This is a genomic window from Pseudomonas salmasensis (assembly GCF_014268375.2).
In the GTDB taxonomy this organism is placed as follows: Bacteria; Pseudomonadota; Gammaproteobacteria; order Pseudomonadales; family Pseudomonadaceae; genus Aquipseudomonas; species Aquipseudomonas salmasensis.
Genome location: NZ_CP077083.1, coordinates 4,848,739 through 4,873,971, shown reverse-complemented (window position 1 = coordinate 4,873,971; position 25,233 = coordinate 4,848,739). Strand labels below are relative to the sequence as shown.

The following is a 25,233-nucleotide window of genomic DNA, read 5'->3' as shown; positions in this document are numbered from 1 at the left end:
TGCTCTTGATCTGCTTTTGATCTTAAGCGCCCCGTCAAACCACGCTGGCCGAACGCAGGCTTGAATTCGTGGGTAACCCGGCAGGACGCCGGGTTAGCCGCCCCGCGCCATGGATGGCGCGTGGCGGCGGCCCACGGATTCAAGCCTGTGTTCGGGCACACCGAGCCTAAGCGAGGTGCCGAGTGGTGGGGCAAGAGCCCTTTTGGTTACTTTTGGCTGGGCCGGCATTCCGGGCTCTTTTCCAAAAGTGACCCGCTGTCAGAGCGGAACCCTAAGTAGCCGTTACCGCAGCAATGGATATGCACACAATCCAACTGTGTTGACTGCCAGGCCGCCTTCGCGAGCAAGCCCGCTCCCACAGTTGGACTGTGGGGTGTCAGGTGAGAAGTGTCGGCTGGCAGGCCGCCATCGCAGGCAAGCCAGCTCCCACATTTGGACTGTGGGGTGTCAGGTCGATAGGCGTCGGCTGTCAGGCCGTCACGGGAGCAAGTCCCCACCCACAAAAAAACCGGCCTTTTCAGGCCGGTTTTTTTATACCGTGAAGTTGGCTTACAGCTTGCCAGCGTTCTCGGTCAAGTATGCCGCAACGCCTTCTGGCGAAGCGTTCATGCCTTTGTCGCCTTTTTTCCAGTTGGCAGGGCAGACTTCGCCGTGCTCTTCGTGGAATTGCAGCGCGTCGACCAGGCGGATCAGCTCTTCCATGTTGCGACCCAGCGGCAGGTCGTTGATGATCTGCGAGCGCACAACGCCCTTGTCATCAATCAGGAACGCGCCACGGAACGCCACGCCGCCTTCGGACTCAACGTCGTAGGCCTTGGCGATGTCGTGCTTCATGTCGGCAGCCATGGTGTATTTGACTTTGCCGATGCCGCCGTCATTGATGGCGGTGTTGCGCCAGGCGTTGTGCGTGAAATGGGAGTCGATGGAAACCGCGACCACTTCAACGTTGCGCGCCTTGAAATCGTCCATGCGGTGGTCCAGGGCGATCAGCTCCGAAGGGCAGACGAAGGTGAAGTCCAGCGGGTAGAAGAACACCAGGCCGTATTTGCCTTTGATGGCTTCAGACAGTTTGAAGCTGTCAACGATTTCGCCATTGCCGAGCACGGCTGGTACGTCGAAATCCGGGGCTTGTTTACCGACGAGTACGCTCATTGGATATCTCCTGATGTAGGGGGTGACGATTGAAGTAAAAGGACAGGTCGAGTCTGCCGGTGAAAATCGACAGAAACATGACGCAATCACGCTTCGTAAAGACCGACCATCATACACCGAAAAAACCGTTCGTCAGCGCATGGGCAATGTGCACTGGATTGGGGATGAAACTATTTTGACAATCATTCTCGTTAACATTAAGATCCATCGCACTTAAGCCTCAAACCCGCGACGGTTCTCACTTATGTATGTCTGCCTCTGCACTGGCGTCACCGACGGACAAATCCGCGAAGCAATCTACGAAGGTTGCTGCAGCTATAAAGAAGTACGTGAAACCACCGGCGTTGCCAGCCAGTGTGGCAAATGTGCTTGCCTGGCCAAGCAAGTGGTACGGGAAACCCTGACGCAGCTGCAGACTGCCCAGGCCGCGCTCCCCTACCCAGCAGAATTTAAACACGCCTGAACTGGCATGTTTTGAAGAACCGGACCTAGTGTCCGGTTTTTTTATGCCTGTAATTCAATTAGTTAGCGCCAAGACGCGGAACACAAACATTCTTATTCCGATTAATTTTCATTTATTATTCAATAACTTAGGTTTGACACTAGGATTTTCACCGCTCAGACTCCGCCCTATACACAGCTATTACAGGGCAGGACCCCAGTCATGAAAGGCGACATCTCAGTCATCCAGCAACTCAACAAAATCCTTGCCAATGAACTGGTCGCGATCAATCAGTACTTCCTGCATGCACGCATGTACGACGATTGGGGCCTGGAAAAGCTCGGCAAGCGAGAATACAAAGAATCGATCAAAGCCATGAAGGACGCCGACGCGCTGATCAAGCGTATCCTGTTCCTGGAAGGCCTGCCGAACGTGCAGGACCTGGGCAAGCTGAACATCGGCGAGCACACTCAGGAAATGATCAGCAGCGACCTGGGCTTTGAGCGCAAGAGCCACAGTGACCTGAAGGCCGCTATCGCTCACTGCGAAACCAAGGGCGATTTCGGCAGCCGTGAACTGCTGGAAGATATCCTGGAAGACCAGGAAGAGCATATCGACTGGCTGGAAACCCAGTTGGGCCTGATCGACAAGGTCAGCCTGGAGAATTACCTGCAATCGCAGATGGGCGAATAACTGCGCTTGTTATCACTGTAGGAGCGAGCTTGCTCGCGAAGAACGTCAACGATAACGCAGCGCATCTGATTTAACGCGTTGCCTGGGGGACCTTCGCGAGCAAGCTCGCTCCTACAGAAAAGCAAAAAAGCCCCGCTCTCTTGTGAGAAGCGGGGCTTTTTATTGCGTGGCCTTTACAGACGCATCAGGCGCCAGTCTTGGCCGCCGCGTCTTTGATCAGCGCTTGAAGCGAACCATCAGCTGCCATTTCAGTGATGATGTCGCTACCGCCAACCAGCTCACCGGCTACCCACAGCTGCGGGAAAGTCGGCCAGTTGGCGTACTTTGGCAGGTTGGCGCGGATTTCAGGGTTTTGCAGGATATCCACGTAAGCGAACTTCTCGCCGCATTGCATGACGGCCTGGGACGCTTTCGCGGAGAAACCGCACTGAGGCGCGTTTGGAGCGCCTTTCATGTAAAGCAGAATGGTGTTGTTGGCAATCTGCTCTTTGATCGTTTCGATGATATCCATGGAACACCTCTGCAGGAACTTTGCGACTCACGGGTCGGCACGGTGGCGCATTGTAACGCAAAAATCCAGCAGGATGCTCAGGCCGCCGCCACCTTCACCGGTACGCCGTTGAGCGCCGCATTCCCCGACAACTCATCCAATTGCCGCTCGTCGGTCAAGTCATTCGCACTCGCCCCCGGCTGGCCGCTTGCGATGCTCATCTGCACGCCCGGACGACCATGTCCCCAACCGTGAGGCAGGCTGACCACACCCGGCATCATGTCCGTGCTGGCCGCTACTTCCACTTCGACCATACCGATACGCGAACTCACCCGCACCCGCTGGCCATCGCTCAACTGACGGCTAGCCAGATCATCGGGGTGCATCAGCAGTTGATGGCGTGGCTTACCCTTCACCAGCCGGTGATAGTTATGCATCCAGGAATTATTGCTGCGCACATGCCGCCTGCCAATCAATAGCAGTTCGTCGGCCACCGGCACCGGCTGCGCGGCGAAACGCGTCAGGTCTGCCAGGATCACGGCCGGTGCCGCTTGCACCTTGGCATCTGCGGTTTTCAAACGTGCCGCGAGGTTGGGCTTGAGCGGCCCCAGGTCCACGCCATGGGGATGATCCGCCAGCATCGCCACCGAGAGTTTATGACTGGATGCGTCACCATAGGCACCCGCACGCAGGCCAAAGTCGATCATCTGTGCCGGTGGCAGGGTGGGCTTGAGCACCGCGCCAGTGTGCGCCGCAAACGCCTGGGCCAAGCCGACAAAGATTTCCCAGTCATGCAGCGCACCTTCCGGCTTGGGCAGGACGGCGTGATTGAAGCGTGTGACATTGCGCACCGCGAACAGATTAAAGGTGGTGTCGTAGTGATCGTTTTCCAGCGCCGAGGTGGAAGGCAGGATCAGGTCGGCATAACGCGTGGTCTCGTTGATATACAGGTCGATGCTGACCATGAACTCCAACCCGTCCAGGGCTTGCTCCAATTGGCGACCGTTAGGCGTGGACAGTACCGGGTTGCCGGCCACCGTCACCAGGGCGCGGATCTGGCCTTCCCCCTCGGTGAGCATTTCTTCTGCCAGGGCCGACACTGGCAGTTCTCCGCCATACTCAGGGCGCCCGGACACGCGGCTCTGCCAGCGGTTGAAATGGCCGCCGCTGGTGGAGGCCACCAGGTCTACCGCCGGGCTGGTGCAGAGCGCGCCGCCGACACGGTCCAGGTTGCCGGTCACCAAGTTGATCAGTTGCACCAGCCAATGGCACAGCGTACCGAACGCCTGGGTCGAGACGCCCATGCGGCCATAACAGACAGCCCTGTCAGCGCCCGCGAAGTCCCTGGCCAACTGGCGAATCTGTTCGGCAGGCACCGCACACTGGCGGCTCATGGCCTCGGCATCGAAGCCGGCAATGGCCCTGCGCACCTCGCCCAGGCCTTCCACCGGCAAATGGCTGTCGCGTGTCAGCCCCTCGGTGAACAAAGTGTTGAGCACCCCAAACAACAACGCCGCATCGCCGCCGGGGCGTACGAACAAGTGCTGGTCGGCGATGGCCGCCGTCTCGCTGCGCCGAGGGTCGACCACCACCACTTTGCCGCCCCGCGCCTGAATGGCCTTGAGGCGTTTCTCAACATCGGGCACGGTCATGATGCTGCCATTGGAGGCCAGCGGGTTGCCGCCGAGGATCAACATGAAATCGGTCTGGTCGATGTCGGGGATGGGCAACAACAGGCCGTGGCCGTACATCAGGTGGCTGGTGAGGTGATGAGGCAGTTGGTCTACCGAGGTCGCGGAGAAACGATTGCGCGTCTTCAACAGCCCTAGAAAGTAGTTGCTGTGGGTCATCAACCCATAGTTATGCACGCTGGGGTTGCCCTGATACACCGCCACCGCGTTCTGGCCGTGCCGCGCCTGAATGCCCGCCAGCCGCTCGGCCACCAGGGCAAAGGCGTCATCCCAGGCGATCGGCTGCCATTGGCTGCCCACCCGCCGCATGGGTTGGTGCAGACGGTCCGGGTCGTTCTGGATGTCCTGCAGGGCCACGGCCTTGGGGCATATGTGGCCGCGACTGAAACTGTCCAGGGGGTCGCCCTTGATCGAGGTGATCGACAGGCTACCGTCTTCGGCGTGGGTGGTTTCCAGGGTGAGGCCGCAGATGGCTTCGCACAGGTGGCAGGCACGGTGGTGGAGAGTCTTGGTCATGGCCAGTCTCTTTATAGGGGCTTTGGCTCAACTATGGGCCGCACGCCCGTGGGGCGCCAGCAACCTTCGCGTTGTGAATCGACGGGCATAGGCCAGGGCATGGCTAAGCATGAGCAAATGTTTCAGAAACCCGGCCCACAGGCGCTGAAACCGACGCGGCCTGGCCCAAGCCCGCCCCCGCGCATTGCAAAAGGCCTGGACGCCAGTGTACAAATGGCTCGCTGCTGTCAGGAAATCGTCTTCAAACGCGCGCCAGCGCCCTGCTTGAACACCCCTTAAGCCGTAGCCCTATTGGTAAAACGCGACATTTAATGTCAATATCGCGTCTTCCCCTATTTCGTCGCCCCGTGCGGCTTTCGCCGCAGGTCTCGCCCGTTGTCGCAATAAACAAGGCTTTGAGTATCTGCGGTCTGTTGCAAAAGGTAGTTAATGATGAGCGCAAGGCACTTTCTCTCCCTGATGGATTGCACGCCCGAAGAGCTGGTCAGCGTGATCCGTCGAGGCATTGAGCTTAAAGACCTGCGTAACCGCGGCGTACTGTTTGAGCCATTGAAAAACCGTGTACTGGGGATGATTTTCGAAAAGTCCTCGACACGCACACGCCTGTCGTTCGAAGCCGGCATGATCCAGCTGGGTGGCCAAGCGATCTTCCTGTCACCGCGAGACACCCAATTGGGCCGTGGCGAGCCGATCAGCGATTGCGCCATCGTGATGTCGCGCATGCTCGACGCCGTGATGATCCGTACCTTCGCCCACAGCACCTTGACCGAATTTGCCGCCAACTCCCGTGTGCCCGTGATCAACGGCCTGTCCGATGACCTGCACCCCTGCCAGTTGCTGGCCGACATGCAAACCTTCCTCGAACATCGTGGCTCGATCCAAGGCAAGACCGTGGCCTGGATCGGCGATGGCAACAACATGTGCAACAGTTATATAGAAGCGGCGATCCAGTTCGACTTCCACCTGCGTATCGCCTGCCCTGAAGGCTACGAGCCCAGCGCCGAGTTCATGGCCAAGGCCGACGGTCGTGTGCAACTGCTACGCGATCCAAAAGACGCAGTGATCGGCGCGCACCTGGTGAGCACCGACGTCTGGACCTCCATGGGCCAGGAAGACGAAACCGCCAAGCGCCTGGCCCAGTTCGCGCCGTTCCAGGTGAGCCGCGCATTGCTCGACCTGGCCGCGCCGGACGTGCTGTTCATGCACTGCCTACCCGCCCACCGTGGCGAAGAAATCAGCCAGGACCTGCTCGACGATCCGCGCTCAGTCGCGTGGGATCAGGCCGAGAACCGCCTGCATGCGCAAAAAGCCTTGCTCGAATTCCTCGTACCACCGTCGTACCACCACGCATGAGCCAGCCATTACTGCTGAACCTGCGCAATCTGGCATGCGGCTATCAAGACCAACGCGTGGTGCAGAACCTCAACCTGCACCTCAACGCCGGCGATATCGGTTGCCTGCTCGGCTCTTCGGGCTGCGGCAAGACCACCACCCTGCGCGCCATTGCAGGCTTTGAGCCGGTGCATGAAGGCGAAATCAGCCTGGCGGGCGACGTCATCTCCCGTGCCGGTTTCACTCTGGCACCGGAGAAACGTCGCATCGGCATGGTGTTCCAGGACTACGCGTTGTTCCCGCACCTGAGCGTGGCTGACAACATCGCCTTTGGCATTCGCAAACACCCGCAAAAAGAGCGCGTAGTTGCCGAGTTACTGGAACTGGTCAACTTGAAGAACCTGGGCAAGCGCTTCCCCCATGAGCTTTCCGGTGGTCAGCAACAACGCGTCGCTCTCGCCCGGGCCCTGGCGCCGGAGCCGCAACTGCTGTTGCTGGATGAACCCTTTTCCAACCTCGATGGCGAACTGCGCCGCAAGCTCAGCCATGAAGTGCGTGACATCCTCAAGGCACGCGGCACCAGTGCGATTCTGGTGACCCATGACCAGGAAGAAGCCTTCGCCGTCAGCGATCACGTGGGGGTCTTCAAGGAAGGCCGCCTAGAGCAGTGGGACACGCCCTACAACCTCTATCACGAACCGCAAACGCCCTACGTCGCCAGTTTCATCGGCCAGGGGTATTTCATCCGTGGTCGGCTGAACTCGCCGGAATCGGTCAGCACTGAACTGGGCGACCTGCGCGGCAACCGAGCCTATACCTTGCCAGCCGGTGCTGCGGTGGATGTGCTGCTGCGCCCGGACGACATCGTGTATGCGCCGGACAGCGCGTTGAAAGCCCGGATCGTCGGCAAGACTTTCCTCGGCGCCTCGACCTTGTACCGATTGCAACTGCCGACCGGCGCGCAATTGGAATCGATTTTCCCCAGCCATGCCGATCACCAGGTGGGCGCAGAGGTGGGGATTCGTGTGGCGGCTGAGCACCTGGTGTTGTTCCAGGCATCCGGCAGCACAGCGGCGCAGATTCCCGCTGTTGAGTCAGGCGTGCGCCGCCACAGCGTCGCTCACTGACGAAACCGGATCAAACTGTGGGAGCTGGCTTGCCTGCGATGCAACTCGGATTATCTGTTACACCGCGTTGATGCTATCGCAGGCAAGCCAGCTCCCACATTTGATCCTCATAGACTTCAAAAAATGCTTATCAGGCCCGGCCGATCGGTGCGAATTTGGCCTGGGTGTGTTCCGCCAACACCGCCGCCGGCAATTCGACTTCCAACCCCCTCCTACCCGCGCTGACAAAAATCGTTGCAAAGAGTTGCGCCGTTTCATCGATAAACGTGCGCAGCCGCTTTTTCTGCCCCAACGGACTGATGCCGCCCAGCAGATAACCCGTGGAGCGCTGCGCCGCTGCCGGGTCAGCCATTTCGACTTTCTTCACACCCGCCGCCTGAGCCAGGGCTTTCAAGTCCAGACTTCCGACGACCGGCACCACCGCCACCAACAATTCTCCCTTTTCGCTGCTCGCCAACAGCGTCTTGAACACCTGGGCCGGGTCCAGGCTCAATTTCTCTGCGGCCTCCAGCCCATAGGATGCTGCCTTGGGCTCATGTTCATAACTGTGAATACGATGTTCGGCGCGAACTTTTTTCAACAGGTCCAATGCGGGGGTCATAGCGGCTCCGGGCGGGCAAACTGATGGCCAATTCTAGGCCAAGACCGCCTGAAACGCTCTAGCACAGTCCTATCACCGCTAAAGCGGCGCACCTTGACCATGATCATTCACCACACCAATAGTTCGGAAATGACCAATGGTTCACTTTCGACCTTTGACAGCGGTCATTCTTGTCTATATTTTTTCGTTTCCGAATACCGTAGGAATAATCCTCTGGTACTCCTGCAATAAGCCGCGACCCAGGATGGGGATCCTTGTCGCGGTGAATATCGCGCAACTGCCCATTGAGGCCGTGCGCAAGACAAGAACAACAATTGAGGTTTTCCATGACAACTGCTCTTCAACAGCCTTCACTTTCGAGCCAATGCATGGCCGAATTCCTGGGCACCGCGCTGCTGATCTTCTTCGGTACAGGATGCGTCGCCGCGCTCAAGGTCGCGGGTGCGAGCTTTGGCTTGTGGGAAATCAGTATCATCTGGGGGGTCGGCGTGAGCATGGCGATCTACCTGAGTGCCGGTATTTCCGGGGCTCACCTCAACCCGGCGGTCAGTATCGCCCTGTGCATCTTTGCCGATTTTGAAAAGCGCAAACTGCCCTTCTATATTCTCGCCCAGGTCGCCGGCGCCTTCTGCTCCGCCGCCTTGGTGTACACGCTCTACAGCAATCTGTTTTTCGATTACGAACAAACCCACCACATGGTCCGCGGCTCTCAAGCCAGCCTGGAATTGGCCTCGGTGTTCTCAACCTACCCCCATGCACTGCTGAGCACCGCCCAGGCGTTTCTGGTGGAAATGGTCATCACCGCCATTCTGATGGGCGTGATCATGGCCCTTACCGATGACAACAACGGCCTGCCACGCGGCCCCCTGGCGCCCCTGCTGATCGGCTTGCTGATCGCGGTGATTGGTAGCGCCATGGGCCCGCTGACCGGCTTTGCGATGAACCCGGCACGGGATTTCGGGCCCAAGCTGATGACCTTTTTCGCCGGTTGGGGTGAAATGGCCTTTACTGGCGGTCGCGATATTCCTTATTTCCTGGTGCCGATTTTCGCCCCGATTGTCGGCGCATGCCTCGGTGCTGCGGCCTATCGCGGGCTGATTGCTCGCCACCTGCCGAGCGCCGCACCGGCTATCGCTGAAGAAACACCTGACACGGCTGTCAACGGCAAGACTCGTATTTCCTGAAAGCGCCAGCCTGGTCCCCTGCCCTTCGCGGCCCAGGCTGATTTCTGACTTCCTTATTTCGTCCAAGGCAATTGACATGACCGACCTTCAGAATAAGAACTACATCATTGCCCTTGATCAGGGCACCACCAGTTCCCGGGCGATCATCTTCGATCGTGACGCCAACGTGGTGTGTACCGCCCAGCGTGAATTCGTCCAGCATTACCCGCAGGCTGGCTGGGTCGAACATGACCCGATGGAAATCTTCGCCACCCAGAGCGCGGTGATGGTCGAAGCGCTGGCCCAGGCCGGCCTGCACCATGACCAGGTGGCCGCCATCGGCATCACCAACCAGCGTGAAACCACCGTGGTCTGGGACAAGATCACCGGCCGCCCGATCTACAACGCCATTGTCTGGCAGTGCCGCCGCAGCACCGAGATCTGCCAGCAGCTCAAGCGCGACGGCCATGAGCAATACATCAGCGACACCACTGGCCTTGTGACCGACCCGTACTTTTCCGGCACCAAACTCAAGTGGATCCTCGACAACGTCGAAGGCAGCCGCGAACGTGCGCGCAATGGCGAACTGCTGTTTGGCACCGTCGACAGCTGGCTGATCTGGAAATTTACCGGCGGCAAGACCCACGTCACTGACTACACCAACGCGTCGCGCACCATGCTCTTCAACATCCACACCCTGGAGTGGGATGCGAAGATGCTGGAGATTCTCGACATTCCGCGGGAAATGCTGCCGGAAGTGAAGTCGTCATCGGAAATCTACGGCCGCACCAAGAGCGGCATCGCCATCGGCGGCATTGCCGGTGACCAGCAAGCCGCCCTGTTCGGCCAGATGTGCGTGGAAGCGGGCCAGGCCAAGAACACCTACGGCACCGGCTGCTTCCTGCTGATGAACACCGGCGACAAGGCGGTGAAATCCAAGCACGGCATGCTCACCACCATCGCCTGCGGCCCACGCGGCGAGGTGGCCTACGCCTTGGAAGGCGCAGTCTTCAACGGCGGCTCCACCGTGCAATGGCTGCGTGACGAGCTGAAAATCATCAACGATGCCCACGACACCGAATACTTTGCCGGCAAGGTCAAGGGCAGCAACGGCGTGTACCTGGTACCCGCCTTCACCGGCCTCGGCGCGCCCTACTGGGACCCGTATGCCCGTGGCGCACTGTTCGGCCTGACCCGTGGCGTACGCGTCGACCACATTATTCGCGCAGCCCTGGAGTCGATTGCCTACCAAACCCGCGACGTCCTCGACGCCATGCAACAGGACTCGGGCGAACGCCTCAAGGCCCTGCGCGTGGACGGCGGCGCGGTTGCCAACAACTTCCTGATGCAGTTCCAGGCCGACATTCTCGGCACCCAGGTAGAACGCCCGCAAATGCGTGAAACTACGGCCCTCGGCGCGGCCTACCTGGCCGGCCTGGCGTGTGGCTTCTGGGGCAGCCTGGACGAGCTGCGCGGCAAGGCGGTAATCGAACGCGAGTTCGAGCCACAGCTGGATGAGGCGGCCAAAGAGAAACTCTATGCCGGCTGGCAAAAAGCCGTGAGCCGCACCCGTGACTGGGAGCCGCACGAAGGCGCTGAATAAGGTTGTAACTGGCAGGGAGCGGATTCCTGCGTCATCATGGGCCACTTTTGTATGGCAGCCCAAAGGACGCCCCATGAATCTGCCTCCCCGCCAACAACAAATCCTCGAACTGGTCCGCGAGCGCGGCTACGTCAGTATCGAGGAAATGGCGCAGCTATTCGTTGTCACCCCGCAAACCATCCGCCGCGATATCAACCAGCTGGCGGACGCCAACCTGTTGCGCCGCTACCACGGCGGCGCAGCCTATGACTCCAGTGTCGAGAACACCGCGTACGCCATGCGTGCCGACCAGATGCGCGACGAGAAGCAACGCATCGGCGAAGCCATTGCCGCACAGATTCCCGATCACGCCTCGCTGTTCATCAACATCGGTACCACCACCGAATCCATCGCCCGTGCGCTGCTCAATCACAACCACCTGAAAATCATCACCAACAACCTCAACGTCGCCACCATGCTCAGTGCCAAGGACGACTTCGATGTGTTGCTCACCGGCGGCAATGTGCGCCGTGACGGTGGTGTGGTGGGCCAGGCCAGTGTCGACTTCATCAACCAGTTCAAGGTCGACTTTGCCCTGGTGGGCATCAGCGGTATCGACGAGGACGGCAGCCTGCTGGACTTCGATTACCAGGAAGTGCGGGTTTCCCAGGCAATCATCGCCAATGCGCGGCAAGTGATTCTGGCGGCAGACTCCAGCAAGTTCGGGCGCAATGCCATGATTCGCCTGGGGCCGATCAGCCTGGTGGATTGCCTGGTGACTGACCAACAGCCGGTGCCGGCGTTGGTGCAGGTGTTGAATGAGCATAAGGTGCGGCTGGAAGTCGTGTAGCGCCTGTTCAGACGCCATCGCAGGCAAGCCCGGCTCCCACAGATTGAAATTCGATCAAATGTGGGAGCCGGGCTTGCCCGCGATAACGGCCTCACCCGCACCAACACATTCACCTTTTTTCATAATTCTTCCTTTCCCCACCCTTCGATGAGTTTTTTCAATCGAAGTCGGGTGGCTGTGCCCGCAATTATCAGCTACCATTTTCGCAAATGAACATTAATGTTCGAATTCCAAGACGAAAAGATCGCGAGGCCAGCCGATGAACCCTTCCACCTTGCCTGCTCCACCGCTTGCCGAAGTCTATGACGTTGCCGTAATTGGTGGCGGGATCAATGGCGTCGGGATTGCGGCAGACGCAGCCGGTCGCGGTTTGTCGGTATTCCTTTGCGAAAAGGATGACTTGGCCAGCCACACCTCATCGGCCAGCAGCAAGCTGATCCACGGTGGCCTGCGTTACCTGGAACACTACGAATTCCGCCTGGTGCGCGAAGCCTTGGCAGAACGTGAAGTGCTGCTGGGCAAAGCCCCGCACATCGTCAAGCAAATGCGCTTTGTACTGCCGCACCGCCCGCACCTGCGTCCGGCATGGATGATTCGCGCCGGCCTGTTCCTGTATGACCACTTGGGCAAGCGCGAAAAACTGGCAGGCTCCAAAAGCCTCAAGTTCGGTGCCGACAGCCCGCTGAAAAGTGAAATCACCCAAGGCTTCGAATACTCCGACTGCTGGGTCGATGACGCCCGCCTGGTCGTGCTCAACGCCATGGCTGCCCGCGAGAAAGGCGCGCACATCCATACGCAGACCCGTTGCGTGAGCGCCCGCCGCAGCAACGGCCTGTGGGAAATGAACATGGAGCGTGCCGACGGCAGCCTGTTCTCGATCCGCGCCCGCGCGCTGGTGAATGCTGCCGGCCCGTGGGTGGCCAAATTCATCAAGGACGACCTGAAGCTGGATTCGCCCTACGGCATCCGCCTGATTCAGGGCAGCCACCTGATCGTGCCGCGCCTGTACGAAGGCGCCCACGCGCATATCCTGCAGAACGAAGACCAGCGCATCGTCTTCACCATTCCGTACCTGAACCACTTGACCATCATCGGCACCACCGACCGCGAATACACCGGCGACCCGGCTGCAGTGGCGATCACCGAAGGTGAAACCGACTACATGCTCAAGGTGGTCAACGCGCACTTCAAGAAACAACTGAGCCGTGACGATATTGTCCACACCTACTCCGGCGTGCGCCCGCTGTGCAACGACGAGTCGGATAACCCATCGGCCATCACTCGCGATTACACCCTGGCCTTGTCCGGCGGTACCGGCGAAGCGCCGATCCTGTCGGTGTTCGGCGGCAAGCTGACCACCTATCGCAAACTGGCTGAGTCGGCCATGGCCCAACTGGCGCCGTACTTCACCCAAATGCGCCCAAGCTGGACAGCCACGGCCAGCCTGCCCGGCGGCGAAAACATGAGCACCCCTGAAGCCCTGGCCGATGCCATCCGCGCCAAGTTCGACTGGGTACCGAGCGAGATCGCCCGCCGCTGGTCCACCACTTACGGCAGCCGCACCTGGCGCCTGCTGGAGGGCGTGCAATCGCTCGCCGACCTGGGTGACCACCTGGGTGGCGGCCTCTATACCCGCGAAGTCGACTACCTGTGCGCCGAAGAGTGGGTGACACAACCGCAGGACGTGCTGTGGCGCCGTACCAAGCTTGGCCTGTTCACCACCGAGCAGGAGCAGGAAAACCTGCAGCGTTACCTGTCCAAGGTCGAGCAGAGCCGCAGCAAGATCGAAGCCGCCTGACCGCGCTCCCTACACTGTAGGAGCGAGCTTGCTCGCGAAAAACCTGAGAACGCCGCGTTTATTCAGCATAAACGCGGCGTTTTTGCGTTTTTCGCGAGCAAGCTCGCTCCTACAGGCTATTCGGTTTTCCGAACGCGCCCCTCTGGACTATTCGGTTTGCCGGACCAGCGACCAAAAATATCGCCGAAACAAAAAGTTAATTTCGATATAAATCATGTAGTTATCCTTTTGTTTTCGGTATGGCACGACTCATGCTCTACACTCTTCAACGATTGCCTGGGGCGCCTTAGGAGCCGTCACGGGCAGTCGCTGTACAAGAGAGCCGTTCAGCTGGCTTCATAAAAAAAACAAATGTCGAGGAAGTATTGATGCGCATCGTTCCCCATATCCTGGGCGCAGCTATCGCTGCTGCTCTGATCAGCACTCCAGTTTTTGCCGCCGAACTCACCGGCACACTGAAGAAAATCAACGACTCCGGCACCATCACTCTCGCTCACCGCGACAGCTCCATTCCGTTTTCCTACATCGCGGATGGTTCGGGCAAACCCGTGGGCTATTCCCACGACATCCAGTTGGCCGTCGTCGAGCAGCTGAAAAAAGACCTGAACAAACCCGACCTCAAAGCCAAGTACAACCTGGTGACCTCGCAAACCCGTATCCCGCTGATCCAGAACGGCACCGCGGATCTGGAGTGCGGCTCCACCACCAATAACGCCGAACGCGCCCAGCAAGTTGATTTCACCGTCAACATCTTCGAAATCGGCACCCGTCTGCTGGTCAAGAAAGACAAGGAAGGCAAGCCGTCCTACGCTGACTTTGCCGACCTGAAAGGCAAAAACGTCGTGACCACCGCCGGCACCACGTCCGAGCGCATCATCAAGGCGATGAACGCCGACAAGCAGATGGGCATGAACGTCATCTCCGCCAAAGACCACGGCGAATCCTTCCAGATGCTCGAAAGCGGCCGCGCCGTTGCGTTCATGATGGACGACGCCCTGCTGGCCGGTGAAGAAGCCAAGGCCAAGAAGCCGAACGACTGGGTCATTACCGGTACTCCGCAGTCCTTCGAAGCCTACGCGTGCATGGTTCGCAAAGGCGACCCGGACTTCAAGAAAGCCGTGGATGACGCCATCGTCGCCCTGTACAAGTCCGGCGAGATCAACAAGATCTACGCCAAATGGTTCGAAAGCCCGATCCCACCAAAGGGCCTGAACCTGAACTTCCCGATGAGCGACAAGGTCAAGGAGCTGATCGCTAACCCAAGCGACAAACCAGCGCCAGAAGTAAAAATCTGATACCTGACTAAGCTTATGTCCTGAGGGAGCCAACCCTCCCTCAGGCGTCTGTAATTACCTGCTGGCTTTAACTTGGAACACTCGACCTGGCGGTTTTCGAGCCGATCGTGTGTGCCTGGCGTTCAACGTCAGGCGGGAACGGATCTTCCCCAAGCGGGTGCTTGTACATCGATCGATCTCGAGGGGAGACCCTAATGAATTACAACTGGGACTGGGGCGTGTTCTTCAAGTCCACCGGCGTGGGCAGCGAGACTTATCTCGACTGGTACCTCTCCGGGCTGGGCTGGACCATCGCCATCGCTATCGTGGCATGGATTATCGCCTTGCTGCTGGGCTCCATTCTGGGGGTCATGCGCACTGTGCCAAACCGCCTCGTATCGGGCATCGCGACCTGCTACGTGGAACTGTTTCGTAACGTGCCGCTGCTGGTTCAGCTGTTCATCTGGTACTTTCTGGTACCGGACATGCTGCCGCAGAACCTGCAGGACTGGTACAAACAAGACCTGAACCCGACCACCTCGGCCTACCTGAGTGTCGTGGTGTGCCTGGGCCTGTTCACCGCCGCCCGTGTGTGCGAGCAAGTGCGTACCGGTATCCAGGCGCTGCCACGCGGCCAGGAATCCGCGGCGCGCGCCATGGGCTTCAAGCTGCCGCAGATCTACTGGAACGTGCTGCTGCCCCAGGCTTACCGCATCATCATTCCGCCGCTTACCTCGGAATTTCTCAACGTGTTCAAGAACTCCTCCGTGGCGTCCTTGATCGGCTTGATGGAACTGCTGGCGCAAACCAAACAGACCGCCGAGTTCTCGGCCAACCTGTTTGAAGCCTTCACCCTGGCCACGCTGATCTACTTCACCCTGAACATGAGCCTGATGCTGCTGATGCGCGTGGTCGAGAAGAAAGTCGCAGTGCCCGGCCTGATCTCCGTGGGGGGCAAATAATGGAATTCGATTTCAGCGGCATCATCCCCGCCATTCCAGGCCTGTGGAACGGCATGGTCATGACCTTGAAGCTGATGGTCATGGGCGTGGTCGGCGGCATCATCATCGGGACTATCCTGGCCCTGATGCGCTTGTCGTCCAACAAACTGCTGTCCCGCGTGGCCGGCGCCTACGTGAACTACTTCCGCTCGATCCCGTTGCTGCTGGTGATCACCTGGTTCTACCTGGCGGTGCCGTTCGTGTTGCGCTGGATCACCGGTGAAGACACCCCCATCGGTGCGTTCACCTCCTGCGTCGTAGCGTTCATGATGTTCGAGGCTGCGTACTTCTGCGAAATCGTCCGAGCCGGCGTGCAGTCGATTCCCAAGGGCCAGATGGCGGCGGCACAAGCCATGGGCATGACCTACGGCCAGACCATGCGCCTGATCATCCTGCCCCAGGCGTTTCGCAAGATGACGCCGTTGCTGCTGCAACAGTCGATCATCCTGTTCCAGGACACTTCCCTGGTCTACACCGTGGGCCTGGTGGACTTCCTCAACTCCGCCCGCTCCAACGGCGACATCATCGGCCGCTCCAATGAGTTCCTGATCTTTGCCGGTGTCGTCTACTTCATCATCAGCTTTTCCGCCTCGCTGCTGGTCAAGCGTCTGCAAAAAAGGTTTGCCGTATGATCTCTATCAAGAACATCAACAAGTGGTATGGCGACTTCCAGGTGCTGACCGATTGCAGCACCGAGGTTAAAAAAGGCGAAGTGATCGTGGTGTGCGGGCCATCCGGCTCGGGCAAATCCACCCTGATCAAGTGCGTCAACGCACTGGAACCGTTCCAGAAGGGCGACATCGTGGTCGACGGCACCTCCATCGCCGACCCGAAGACCAACTTGCCAAAACTGCGTTCGCGCGTGGGCATGGTGTTCCAGCACTTCGAACTGTTCCCGCACCTGACCATCACCGAAAACCTGACCATCGCGCAGATCAAGGTGCTGGGCCGCAGCAAGGAAGAGGCCACCAAGAAAGGCCTGCAACTGCTCGACCGCGTGGGCTTGTCGGCGCACGCCCACAAGCACCCTGGCCAACTCTCCGGCGGCCAGCAACAACGTGTGGCGATTGCCCGCGCCCTGGCCATGGACCCGATCGTCATGCTGTTCGACGAACCGACCTCGGCGCTGGACCCGGAAATGGTCAACGAAGTGCTCGACGTGATGGTGCAACTGGCCCACGAAGGCATGACCATGATGTGCGTGACCCACGAAATGGGCTTTGCGCGCAAAGTGGCCGACCGCGTGATCTTCATGGACGCCGGCAAGATCATCGAAGACTGCCCCAAAGAAGAGTTCTTCGGCGACATCAGCGCCCGCTCCGAGCGTGCGCAGCACTTCCTTGAGAAAATCCTGCAGCACTAACAGCAACTCGCTCCTACAGTTGGCAGGCGAGAAGTAGCTGACCCAAGGCATCTGTGATGAAATGCGACCCCAATCAATATCGCGCCGCGCCGCCATCACTTGCCGTGAAGCCTCGTCTGATACGCCAACTGTTCCTGCCGCCGTTGATCATCGCCCTGATGGTCGGCCTGGGTTATATCGGCTTCTGGGTCAGTGACTACTACGGCATCCGCACCCTCAGCGACAACGGCGAACGCCAGTTGGAGCTGCACGCCCGCACCGTCGAAAGCGAACTGAGCAAGTACACCTACCTGCCCAGCCTGCTGGAATTGGAGTCCAGTGTTTCCCAATTGCTCGCCGAGCCGAGCCAGGAAACCCGCAAGACGGTCAACGACTACCTCGAAGGCCTGAACCGCCGCAGTCGCAGCCGCGCCATCTATGTGATGGACACCACCGGCCGCGTGCTGGCCACCAGTAACTGGCGCGATGCCGACAGTTACCAAGGCGAAGACCTATCCTTTCGTGCTTATTTCCAGAACGCCGTACGCGGCCAGCCCGGTCGTTTCTACGGCATCGGCAGCACCAACGGCGAACCAGGCTATTACCTGGCCCATGGCCTGGAAGAGCACGGCAAGATCATCGGCGTCGCCGTGGTCAAGGTACGCCTCGAAGCCCTTGAAGAACGCTGGCAACGTGCGCGCCTCGAAGCTTTCGTGAGCGATGAGAACGGCATCATTATTCTTTCCAGCGACCCGGCGCGTCGCCTCAAGGCTGTACGCCCGCTGAGCGATGACACCAAGGACCGCCTGGCCCACAGCCTTCAATATTACTGGGCGACGCTCAATGAACTGCAACCCCTGGCCCGTGAGCGCCTGAACGAAGGCACCGAGAAACTGACCTTCCCGGCCAACACTGAAGTGGTCAACGACCAGCACGCCGTCAGCTACCTGGCCCAGACCCGCCCGCTCAACGACACGCCGTGGAACTTCACCCTGCTCACCCCGCTCAACGACCTGCGCCGCGCCGCGATCAACCAGGGCATCCTGGTGGCCGTCGCCTTTGGCCTGGTCGCCTTCCTGCTGATCGCCTGGAACGAACGGCGCAAGGTCATCGCCACCCGCCTCGCCGCACGGGAAGCCTTGCAGGAAGCCAACAGCCAGCTTGAGCGACGGATTGCCGAACGCACCGCCGACCTGCGCGCCAGCAACGAACGGCTCAAGGGCCAGATTCGCGAACGACGCCAGGCCGAAGAAACCCTGCGCCACGCCCAGGACGAACTGGTGCAGGCCGGCAAACTCGCAGCCATTGGCCAGATGTCCACCAGCATCGCCCACGAACTGAACCAGCCGCTGGCGGCGTTGCGTACGCTGTCGGGCAACACCGTCCGCTTCCTTGAGCGAGGCGCCCTGGACACCGCCAGCACCAACCTCAAGACTATTAACGAACTGATCGACCGCATGGGCCGCATCACCGCCAGCCTGCGCTCCTTTGCCCGGCGCGGTGACGACCAGGGCGAAGCCAGCCTCGGCAAAGCCGTGGACGCCGCGTTCCAAGTGCTCGGCGCGCGCCTGGACAGCCTGCCATTGACCGTGCACCGTGACTTTGCCAATGCCCAATTGCAGATCGACCAGACCCGCCTGGAGCAGATCCTGGTCAACCTGATCGGCAACGCCCTCGATGCGATGCAGGCCCAAGCGGCGCCGCAGCTGTGGCTGGAAGGCCAGAGCGGCGACGGCAAATACCGCCTGCTGGTGCGTGATAATGGCCACGGCATCGACCCCGAGGCGCGCAAGCATTTGTTCGAACCCTTTTTTACCACCAAGCCCGGCGAACAAGGCCTGGGCCTGGGCCTGACGCTTTCCGCGAGCCTCGCGGCCGCCACCGGCGGCAGCCTGGCCGTGGAACATCCGGCCAATGGTGGTACCGCCTTTGTCCTGAACCTGCCATTGGTGGGCGCTCAACGAGCTGAGTCGACATGAATACACAAGCCCAAGACCTCACCGTCCTGATCGTCGAGGACGACCCCCATGTACTGCTCGGTTGCCAGCAAGCACTGGCGCTCGAAGACATTACCAGCGTCGGCGTGGGCAGCGCCGAAGAAGCGCTCAAGCGCATCGGCGAAAACTTCGCCGGCATCGTCATCAGCGACATCCGCTTGCCGGGCATCGATGGCCTGGAACTGCTGACCCGCCTCAAGGCCCTGGATAAAAGCCTGCCGGTGGTGTTGATCACCGGGCATGGCGATATCTCCATGGCGGTGGGCGCCATGCGTAACGGCGCCTACGACTTCATGGAGAAACCCTTCTCGCCCGAACGCCTGGTAGAGGTGGCACGTCGCGCCCTGGAACAACGCGGGCTGGCGCGGGAAGTCTGGTCGCTACGCCGGCAACTGGCCGAACGCGACTCGCTGGAAGGCCGCATCATCGGCCGCTCGCCGGCCATGCAGAACCTGCGCGAACTGATTGCCAATGTCGCCGACACCTCGGCCAACGTGTTGATCGAAGGCGAAACCGGCACCGGCAAGGAACTGGTCGCGCGTTGCCTGCATGATTTCAGCCGGCGCCATACCCACCAGTTCGTCGCCCTCAACTGCGGTGGCCTGCCGGAGAACCTGTTTGAAAGCGAGATTTTCGGCCACGAGGCCAACGCCTTCACCGGCGCCGGCAAACGTCGTATCGGCAAGATCGAGCATGCCCATCAAGGCACGCTATTTCTCGATGAAGTAGAGAGCATGCCGATCAACCTGCAGATCAAATTACTGCGGGTGCTGCAAGAACGTACGCTGGAACGCCTGGGTTCGAACCAGAGCGTGGCGGTGGATTGCCGGGTAATCGCTGCCACCAAGTCCGACCTCGACGAATTGAGCCGCGCCAGCCAGTTCCGCAGCGACCTGTACTACCGCCTCAACGTGGTCACCCTGGAACTGCCGCCCCTGCGCGAGCGGCGTGAAGACATCCTGCAACTGTTCGAACATTTCCTGCAGCAATCGTCGCTACGCTTCGACCGAGCGGTGCCGGAGCTGGACAACCAGACCCTGTCCAGCCTGATGAGCCACGACTGGCCAGGCAATGTGCGTGAGCTGCGCAACGTCGCCGAACGTTTCGCCCTCGGCCTGCCCGCCTTCAAGAAAAGCGGCGCCGGCAGCGGCAACCAAGGGGTTGCCTTTACCGAGGCGGTGGAAGCCTTTGAGCGCAACCTGCTCAACGATGCCCTGCAACGCAGCGGCGGCAACCTGACCCAGGCCAGCCAGGAACTGGGGATGGCCAAGACCACGCTGTTCGACAAGGTCAAGAAATACGGGTTGAGTCACTGATGGATCTGTTCTTGAAGGCTGCACTTGGCGCCGCCGTGGTGCTGATCCTGGCGGCGCTGGCCAAGACCAAAAATTATTACATCGCAGGCTTGGTGCCGCTGTTTCCCACTTTTGCGCTGATCGCCCATTACATCGTCGGCAAAGGCCGAACAGTTGCAGACTTGAAGACTACGATCCTGTTCGGGATGTGGTCGATCATTCCGTATTTTGTGTATTTGGTGACGTTGTATGTGATGGTGGATCGGCTGCGGTTGGAGGCATCGCTGGCCGTCGCCGCCGTGGCCTGGCTGATGGCTGCGACGGTGTTGGTCAGCGTGTGGGTTCGCCTGCACACCTGACACACCATAATTAAACATGTGAGATCGCCCTTTGTAGGAGCGAGCTTGCTCGCGAGAAACTCATAGGCGCCGCGTTTATTCAGGAAGTACGCGTCATCGTTAACGTTTTTCGCGAGCAAGCTCGCTCCTACAACATGTTTAATCACAGTGTGTCAGCGGACTATTTTGTCGACCTGAATGCCCAGCTTCTTCAGGCGATACCAGAAGCTGCGCTCGGAAATCCCGATCCGCTGCGCCGCCGCGGCCTGCACCCCATTACTCTCCTGCAACGCCGCAAGAATGTAGGCTTTCTCCACCTCGGCCAGCGCCGCATCCAGGTCCCGCGGCACGCCCGGCCCGTCGCTGAGGATCGCGGTCACATCGCCCTCGCTCGGTTTGGAAGCAAACAGATACCCCGGCAAATCAATATCTTCGATCACCGATGAAGCCGCCACGATGGTCGCGCGCTCCACGCAGTTCTGCAGCTCGCGGATGTTGCCCGGCCAGTGATACGCCGCCATGGCCTGCAAGGCCTCGGGGCTGAAACCGGTGATGCGCTTGCCCGTGGTGGCGCTCAGGGTGTGGGCGAAGTGGCGCGCCAGGGGCGCGATGTCTTCCACGCGTTCGCGCAACGACGGCAACGGAATCGGGAAGACATTCAGGCGGTAATACAGGTCTTCGCGAAACTCCTTGGCCGCCACCGCGTCCAGCAGGTTCTTGTTGGTGGCGGCAATCACCCGTACATCCACCTTGCGCTCGCGGGGGTCGCCTACCGGTTCAATAACCCGTTCCTGCAAGGCGCGCAGAATCTTGGCCTGCAACGCCAAGGGCATATCACCCACCTCATCCAGAAACAGCGTGCCCTTGTCGGCCTGCATGAAGCGCCCTACCCGATCAGCCACGGCGCCAGTGAACGCGCCTTTGCGATGGCCAAACATCTCGCTTTCCAGCAGGCCTTCAGGAATGGCCGCACAATTGACCGCCACGAAGGGTTGGTCGGCACGGCTGCCATGCTTGTGGATGGCGCGGGCGACCATCTCCTTGCCGGTGCCGCTTTCACCGGTCAGCAAGATGGTGGCGTTGCTGTCGCGCACGGAGTCCACCGCCTGGAGCACCTGGCGAAACGCCGGGCTGTCGCCCACCAGGCTGTCGAACTGTGCATGTTCGTCCAGCTCGGCGCGCATGCGCGCGTTGTCGCGCATGATGTCGCGAAATTGCAGGGCCTTGGCCACGGTGATGTCCAGCTCGTCGATGTCGAACGGCTTGGCAATGTAGTCATAGGCACCGTTACGCATCGACTGCACGGCATTTTTTACCGTGCTGTAGGCCGTCATCACAATTACCGGCAAGGTCGGATAACGCACCTTGATCTCGGCCAGCAACGCCGGCCCGTCCATGCCCGGCATGCGCCAGTCGCTGATGACCAGGTCGATGTCTTCCTCCCCCAACACCTTGAGCGCATGCAGGCCATTGCCTGCGCTGAACACCTGGATGCCGTTCTGGCTCAGGGCCTGGGTCAGCAGATCACAGAGCTTGGGCTCGTCGTCGACCACCAATACGTTATGCGTCATGCCCGTCCTCATCTTCACCGTCGTCTTCACCGTCAGCCGGAATGTACAGGCTGAAGGTCGCGCCGGCATCTTTCTCGCTGGCGCATTCGATGCTGCCGTCGTGACTTTCCATGATCGAATAGACTTTGGCCAGGCCCAGGCCCGTGCCCGAGGCCTTGGTGGTCACGAATGGCGTGAAAATGCGCTCCACCATGTCCGCCGGGATGCCCTCGCCGGTATCGGCGATGCTGATCACGGTGTTGTCGCCCACGCTGCGAATGCCCAGGGTCAGGCGCCCGCCGTCGGGCATCGCGTCGATGGCGTTGAGAATCAGGTTGAGACACGCCTGCTTGAGCTGCTTGGCATCGGCGTAGATCGTCGCGCCAGGCGCCTGGTCGTCGATCTGCGCGTCAATGCGATGGCTACTGAGCTCCGGGCCGCAGAAACCGAGGATTTCTTCCACCAGGGCGCGTGCCGGTTGCTGCACGCGTATCGGCGGGTTGGGCTTGGCGAAATCGAGGAACTCGGTAATCAGGTCGTTGATGCGGCTGACTTCGCTGATGACATATTCCAGGTGACGCTTGTCGGTTTCCGCCAGGTCAGCGCGCCGATGCAACAGTTGGGTGGCGGTCTTGATGATGCCCAGCGGGTTGCGAATTTCATGGGCCAGGCCCATGGCGACTTCACCCAGGGCATGCAAGCGGTCACGCCGACGCAGCTGGGCTTCCAGGTGATGCAACTCGCCCAGGCGTTCGGTCATGTGGTTAAAGGTGCTGCTCAGTTGCGCCAGTTCGTCACCACCACTGACCACCACTCGGTGCGCATAACTGCCCGAGATCACTGCATCCACGCCCTGGGACAAATCGCGCAGGGGCTTGGTCAGGCGCCGCGACACCAACAACCCGGCCGCCAGTGACAGCGCCGAGCTGACCAGGAAGATCAGCACGAACAGGTTGCTCTGGTTCACCAGCCCCACCAGGCTGGTATGGCGTAGCAGGCCGCTGAAGATCACGCCTTGCAACTCGCCGGCGTCATTGAAAATCGGCCAATACAACCCGCTGTACTGATTAGTGAACTGCTCGCTGGGCTGCTTGGTGCTGCGCAGGTAGGCCTCGACATTCTTGGGGATGCGCGAGGGGTGATTGGCGAAGCGCTGGGTGGAAAATATCTCGGAGAAACCGGCAGGGTTGGCCAGGTACAAACGCAGGTCGAGGGAATGCACATCGGCCACGCTGGTGAGGAAACTGCTGTCCAGGTAAGTGGCAACCAGCAACAGGTAATCGACGCCATCACGGCTGGTTTCGAAGGTAGACACCACCAGGCCCGTGCTCACGCCGGCGACTTGCACGGTCTGCAGCACCGCGTTGCTGGTGAGGTTGATCTGCCTGACGATGTCATCGGCGGCCGTGCTGAACATCACTTTACGGTCGCTGGTGCGAATCAGCGCAACCACGTCGATATCGGTGGCATCGGCAATGTCAGCGGTGAGACGGTCATGCTTCTCGGCATTTTTGGACGACGGCGGGCTGGTGTAGCGCAGGAACAGCTTGGCCATGCGCGCGTTGTCGTGAAGGATGTCGCCGATTTCGTCCTTGACGATCTTGGTCGACTCTTGCAGCCAGATCCGCACGTTGCTGTCGAAAATCTGCGACAGCGTGGTGGCGGCCAGTTCAGCCGCGATCATGGTGGGAATCACGCTGACCAGCCAGAACGCCAGCACCAGCTTGCGCTGGACGCTCCAACGCGAGATGGCAAAGGGGCGGGCTTTCTGGCGGGTCTTGGTAATCATCAGGTTTCGCTTATCGCAGCAGCCATGGCAGGGTCGGAACGATCCGGTCGAATAAACAGTTTTACAAGCGTGAGCAGGCCGTTGACCAGCCGGTTGCGGTGGCGGAAGAACAGGCTGTTGCCCTTAAACTCACACCCCAGGCGCAGTTTACTGGCATACCCGGCCTGGCCGCACTCGTACAGCGGGATACGGTGTTCAATACAGTAGTCGACATTGGTCAGCCAGCTACGGAAGTACAGGTTGTATTCGCGGCTGAACTCAAGGTCATGACCAAAGAACTTGTCCACCAGCCGATGCTCGTCCAGCAGGATAAGGTTGAACGCCACCAGGCGCTCGTCCACCCAGTACAGAACACAGACCGCCCGCTCGTGCAGGTGTTCGAGCACGCCCGTGAAGTAACCGGCGGGCAGGCGTTCGAACTGCAAGTCTGCGCGCGCGAGCGTGGCTTCATACAGGCGCATGACCTCGGGCAGCACGTCGTCGATATTACGCCGCCACTCGACCCGCGGCCCCGGTGCGCGCAGTTTGCGGCGCAGGTCCTTGCGCGTGGATTTGCCCAGCGAACCTAGGTAGGCATCCACCGAGCCATAAGGCAGCGGCAACACCCCGGTGGGCAAGCTGGGCATGCTTTGAAAACCTGCTGCAAGGCAGCTCTGGGCCCAATGCGGGTCGTTGGTGGGCGCATCCTTGACCGCCAGCAAGCCGATACCGAGCGCATCGGCATCGCTGCGCGCAGCCGCCAGTAATTGCTGCAACAGCAACGGGCGCCGGGATTCGGGCACATGGCTGGCGACACCGGCATCACAGCGTTCAGCCACCGGCGAACCAATGGCGTACAACGCCAGTTGCAAAACGCCCGGCCACAGCCGCTCCAGGCGCTCGGCCAAGCGCTTGCCGGCGCCCGACACCGTGGTGTCGAGGCGATAATGGGTGATGAACGCGGCAGCCACGGCCACCAGCGTTTGGTTTTCAAAGACCGCCAGGTAACGCCACTGAAAATCATCGATCACGGCGTTTTCCACGGCCAGGTAATAGTCCCAATCCTCCAGGGCACCTGGAAAACAGTCGTTCCAGGCATCGCGCTGGATAGCCCGGATGGTCGGGTAGGCTTGGGTGGTTATCACAGTTTTTCCTTATCAACACCGCTCTACTGTAGGAGCGAGCTTGCTCGCGAAAATCGAACAACCACCGCGTTCAAACTGGCAGTACG

22 protein-coding genes are annotated in these 25,233 nt (G+C 60.0%); 15 read left to right on the top strand and 7 right to left on the bottom strand.

The features are described from left to right. Positions 1–549 precede the first annotated feature (549 nt). Positions 550–1,152 carry a peroxiredoxin gene (locus HU731_RS21795; RefSeq protein ID WP_003172097.1) on the bottom strand — a complete coding sequence of 201 codons (603 nt, stop codon included), beginning with the start codon at positions 1,150–1,152 and terminating at the stop codon, positions 550–552. 244 nt (positions 1,153–1,396) lie between these two features. Between HU731_RS21795 and HU731_RS21790 the strand changes: the two genes are divergently transcribed. Beyond that, a complete protein-coding gene (locus HU731_RS21790; protein WP_003188977.1) occupies positions 1,397–1,615 on the top strand; it encodes a bacterioferritin-associated ferredoxin in 219 nt (72 codons plus the stop codon). Between the two features lie 201 nt (positions 1,616–1,816). Beyond that, positions 1,817–2,287 (top strand): bacterioferritin, encoded by a 471-nt coding sequence (gene bfr / locus HU731_RS21785; protein ID WP_012722487.1) that lies wholly within the window; start codon positions 1,817–1,819, stop codon positions 2,285–2,287. Between the two features lie 184 nt (positions 2,288–2,471). On the opposite strand, the gene grxD is transcribed toward bfr, so the two are convergent. Together grxD and HU731_RS21775 are read right to left on the bottom strand one after the other, a co-directional pair. After that, entirely contained in the window at positions 2,472–2,798 is a 327-nt protein-coding gene (gene grxD / locus HU731_RS21780; protein WP_186608809.1) for a Grx4 family monothiol glutaredoxin, read from the bottom strand. Positions 2,799–2,875: 77 nt separating this feature from the next. After that, positions 2,876–4,984: a molybdopterin oxidoreductase family protein gene (locus tag HU731_RS21775; RefSeq protein ID WP_186608808.1), complete on the bottom strand. Its 2,109-nt coding sequence runs from the start codon at positions 4,982–4,984 to the stop codon at positions 2,876–2,878. Positions 4,985–5,416: 432 nt separating this feature from the next. Between HU731_RS21775 and argF the strand changes: the two genes are divergently transcribed. Continuing rightward, positions 5,417–6,337, top strand: coding sequence for an ornithine carbamoyltransferase (gene argF / locus HU731_RS21770; protein ID WP_186608807.1), 921 nt, complete (start codon positions 5,417–5,419; stop codon positions 6,335–6,337). Beyond that, positions 6,334–7,443 carry an ABC transporter ATP-binding protein gene (locus tag HU731_RS21765; RefSeq protein WP_186608806.1) on the top strand — a complete coding sequence of 370 codons (1,110 nt, stop codon included), beginning with the start codon at positions 6,334–6,336 and terminating at the stop codon, positions 7,441–7,443. The genes argF and HU731_RS21765 overlap by 4 nt, the downstream gene beginning before the upstream one ends. A gap of 130 nt (positions 7,444–7,573) precedes the next feature. Here the strand turns inward: HU731_RS21765 and ybaK are convergent, their stop codons facing one another. Continuing rightward, the gene (gene ybaK / locus HU731_RS21760; RefSeq protein WP_186608805.1) at positions 7,574–8,044 is read right to left on the bottom strand and encodes a Cys-tRNA(Pro) deacylase; all 471 of its coding nucleotides are present in this window, start codon (positions 8,042–8,044) and stop codon (positions 7,574–7,576) included. Between the two features lie 326 nt (positions 8,045–8,370). Between ybaK and HU731_RS21755 the strand changes: the two genes are divergently transcribed. From HU731_RS21755 to HU731_RS21705, 11 genes are all read left to right on the top strand, one after another. Continuing rightward, a complete protein-coding gene (locus HU731_RS21755; protein WP_014717136.1) occupies positions 8,371–9,228 on the top strand; it encodes an MIP/aquaporin family protein in 858 nt (285 codons plus the stop codon). 76 nt (positions 9,229–9,304) lie between these two features. Then, positions 9,305–10,810 (top strand): glycerol kinase GlpK, encoded by a 1,506-nt coding sequence (gene glpK, locus HU731_RS21750; RefSeq protein ID WP_186608804.1) that lies wholly within the window; start codon positions 9,305–9,307, stop codon positions 10,808–10,810. A 73-nt stretch (positions 10,811–10,883) separates the two neighbouring features. Beyond that, positions 10,884–11,639: a DeoR/GlpR family transcriptional regulator gene (locus tag HU731_RS21745; protein WP_014717134.1), complete on the top strand. Its 756-nt coding sequence runs from the start codon at positions 10,884–10,886 to the stop codon at positions 11,637–11,639. Between the two features lie 259 nt (positions 11,640–11,898). Continuing rightward, positions 11,899–13,437 carry a glycerol-3-phosphate dehydrogenase gene (gene glpD / locus HU731_RS21740; RefSeq protein ID WP_186608803.1) on the top strand — a complete coding sequence of 513 codons (1,539 nt, stop codon included), beginning with the start codon at positions 11,899–11,901 and terminating at the stop codon, positions 13,435–13,437. Positions 13,438–13,805: 368 nt separating this feature from the next. Next, positions 13,806–14,732, top strand: a complete 927-nt coding sequence (locus HU731_RS21735) for a glutamate/aspartate ABC transporter substrate-binding protein (RefSeq protein WP_186608802.1) — start codon at positions 13,806–13,808, stop codon at positions 14,730–14,732. Positions 14,733–14,926: 194 nt separating this feature from the next. Then, on the top strand, positions 14,927–15,673 hold the full coding sequence (locus HU731_RS21730; RefSeq protein ID WP_003188956.1) for an amino acid ABC transporter permease: 747 nt from the start codon (positions 14,927–14,929) through the stop codon (positions 15,671–15,673). After that, the gene (locus HU731_RS21725; RefSeq protein ID WP_032893330.1) at positions 15,673–16,344 is read left to right on the top strand and encodes an amino acid ABC transporter permease; all 672 of its coding nucleotides are present in this window, start codon (positions 15,673–15,675) and stop codon (positions 16,342–16,344) included. Before HU731_RS21730 ends, HU731_RS21725 begins: the two co-directional genes overlap by 1 nt. Beyond that, positions 16,341–17,075 carry an amino acid ABC transporter ATP-binding protein gene (locus HU731_RS21720; protein WP_003188952.1) on the top strand — a complete coding sequence of 245 codons (735 nt, stop codon included), beginning with the start codon at positions 16,341–16,343 and terminating at the stop codon, positions 17,073–17,075. The genes HU731_RS21725 and HU731_RS21720 overlap by 4 nt, the downstream gene beginning before the upstream one ends. A gap of 56 nt (positions 17,076–17,131) precedes the next feature. Beyond that, complete coding sequence (aauS, locus tag HU731_RS21715; protein WP_186608801.1) at positions 17,132–19,033, top strand: two-component sensor histidine kinase AauS; 1,902 nt, start codon at positions 17,132–17,134, stop codon at positions 19,031–19,033. After that, positions 19,030–20,367: a two-component response regulator AauR gene (gene aauR, locus HU731_RS21710; RefSeq protein WP_186608800.1), complete on the top strand. Its 1,338-nt coding sequence runs from the start codon at positions 19,030–19,032 to the stop codon at positions 20,365–20,367. Before aauS ends, aauR begins: the two co-directional genes overlap by 4 nt. Beyond that, positions 20,367–20,705, top strand: coding sequence for a GlpM family protein (locus tag HU731_RS21705; protein WP_186608799.1), 339 nt, complete (start codon positions 20,367–20,369; stop codon positions 20,703–20,705). Before aauR ends, HU731_RS21705 begins: the two co-directional genes overlap by 1 nt. 152 nt (positions 20,706–20,857) lie before the next feature. On the opposite strand, the gene HU731_RS21700 is transcribed toward HU731_RS21705, so the two are convergent. The 3 genes from HU731_RS21700 to HU731_RS21690 are packed head-to-tail and all read right to left on the bottom strand — an operon-like array spanning position 20,858 to position 25,147. Beyond that, positions 20,858–22,255 (bottom strand): sigma-54-dependent transcriptional regulator, encoded by a 1,398-nt coding sequence (locus tag HU731_RS21700; RefSeq protein WP_014717128.1) that lies wholly within the window; start codon positions 22,253–22,255, stop codon positions 20,858–20,860. Then, positions 22,245–24,023 (bottom strand): sensor histidine kinase, encoded by a 1,779-nt coding sequence (locus tag HU731_RS21695; protein ID WP_186608798.1) that lies wholly within the window; start codon positions 24,021–24,023, stop codon positions 22,245–22,247. The genes HU731_RS21700 and HU731_RS21695 overlap by 11 nt, the downstream gene beginning before the upstream one ends. Further along, positions 24,023–25,147 carry a GNAT family N-acetyltransferase gene (locus HU731_RS21690; RefSeq protein WP_186608797.1) on the bottom strand — a complete coding sequence of 375 codons (1,125 nt, stop codon included), beginning with the start codon at positions 25,145–25,147 and terminating at the stop codon, positions 24,023–24,025. Before HU731_RS21690 ends, HU731_RS21695 begins: the two co-directional genes overlap by 1 nt. Positions 25,148–25,233: the final 86 nt, after the last annotated feature.

What these genes read in the sequence shown, in the direction of transcription:
- HU731_RS21720 (WP_003188952.1), top strand. Translation starts at nt 16,341, where the DNA reads ATGATCTCTATCAAGAACATCAACAAGTGGTATGGCGACTTCCAGGTG.
- aauR (WP_186608800.1), top strand. Translation starts at nt 19,030, where the DNA reads ATGAATACACAAGCCCAAGACCTCACCGTCCTGATCGTCGAGGACGAC.
- HU731_RS21725 (WP_032893330.1), top strand. Translation starts at nt 15,673, where the DNA reads ATGGAATTCGATTTCAGCGGCATCATCCCCGCCATTCCAGGCCTGTGG.
- HU731_RS21700 (WP_014717128.1), bottom strand. Translation starts at nt 22,255, where the DNA reads ATGACGCATAACGTATTGGTGGTCGACGACGAGCCCAAGCTCTGTGAT.
- ybaK (WP_186608805.1), bottom strand. Translation starts at nt 8,044, where the DNA reads ATGACCCCCGCATTGGACCTGTTGAAAAAAGTTCGCGCCGAACATCGT.
- HU731_RS21790 (WP_003188977.1), top strand. Translation starts at nt 1,397, where the DNA reads ATGTATGTCTGCCTCTGCACTGGCGTCACCGACGGACAAATCCGCGAA.
- HU731_RS21705 (WP_186608799.1), top strand. Translation starts at nt 20,367, where the DNA reads ATGGATCTGTTCTTGAAGGCTGCACTTGGCGCCGCCGTGGTGCTGATC.
- HU731_RS21755 (WP_014717136.1), top strand. Translation starts at nt 8,371, where the DNA reads ATGACAACTGCTCTTCAACAGCCTTCACTTTCGAGCCAATGCATGGCC.
- bfr (WP_012722487.1), top strand. Translation starts at nt 1,817, where the DNA reads ATGAAAGGCGACATCTCAGTCATCCAGCAACTCAACAAAATCCTTGCC.
- HU731_RS21730 (WP_003188956.1), top strand. Translation starts at nt 14,927, where the DNA reads ATGAATTACAACTGGGACTGGGGCGTGTTCTTCAAGTCCACCGGCGTG.
- HU731_RS21765 (WP_186608806.1), top strand. Translation starts at nt 6,334, where the DNA reads ATGAGCCAGCCATTACTGCTGAACCTGCGCAATCTGGCATGCGGCTAT.
- glpD (WP_186608803.1), top strand. Translation starts at nt 11,899, where the DNA reads ATGAACCCTTCCACCTTGCCTGCTCCACCGCTTGCCGAAGTCTATGAC.
- aauS (WP_186608801.1), top strand. Translation starts at nt 17,132, where the DNA reads ATGAAATGCGACCCCAATCAATATCGCGCCGCGCCGCCATCACTTGCC.
- HU731_RS21735 (WP_186608802.1), top strand. Translation starts at nt 13,806, where the DNA reads ATGCGCATCGTTCCCCATATCCTGGGCGCAGCTATCGCTGCTGCTCTG.
- glpK (WP_186608804.1), top strand. Translation starts at nt 9,305, where the DNA reads ATGACCGACCTTCAGAATAAGAACTACATCATTGCCCTTGATCAGGGC.
- HU731_RS21775 (WP_186608808.1), bottom strand. Translation starts at nt 4,984, where the DNA reads ATGACCAAGACTCTCCACCACCGTGCCTGCCACCTGTGCGAAGCCATC.
- grxD (WP_186608809.1), bottom strand. Translation starts at nt 2,798, where the DNA reads ATGGATATCATCGAAACGATCAAAGAGCAGATTGCCAACAACACCATT.
- HU731_RS21795 (WP_003172097.1), bottom strand. Translation starts at nt 1,152, where the DNA reads ATGAGCGTACTCGTCGGTAAACAAGCCCCGGATTTCGACGTACCAGCC.
- argF (WP_186608807.1), top strand. Translation starts at nt 5,417, where the DNA reads ATGAGCGCAAGGCACTTTCTCTCCCTGATGGATTGCACGCCCGAAGAG.
- HU731_RS21745 (WP_014717134.1), top strand. Translation starts at nt 10,884, where the DNA reads ATGAATCTGCCTCCCCGCCAACAACAAATCCTCGAACTGGTCCGCGAG.
- HU731_RS21695 (WP_186608798.1), bottom strand. Translation starts at nt 24,023, where the DNA reads ATGATTACCAAGACCCGCCAGAAAGCCCGCCCCTTTGCCATCTCGCGT.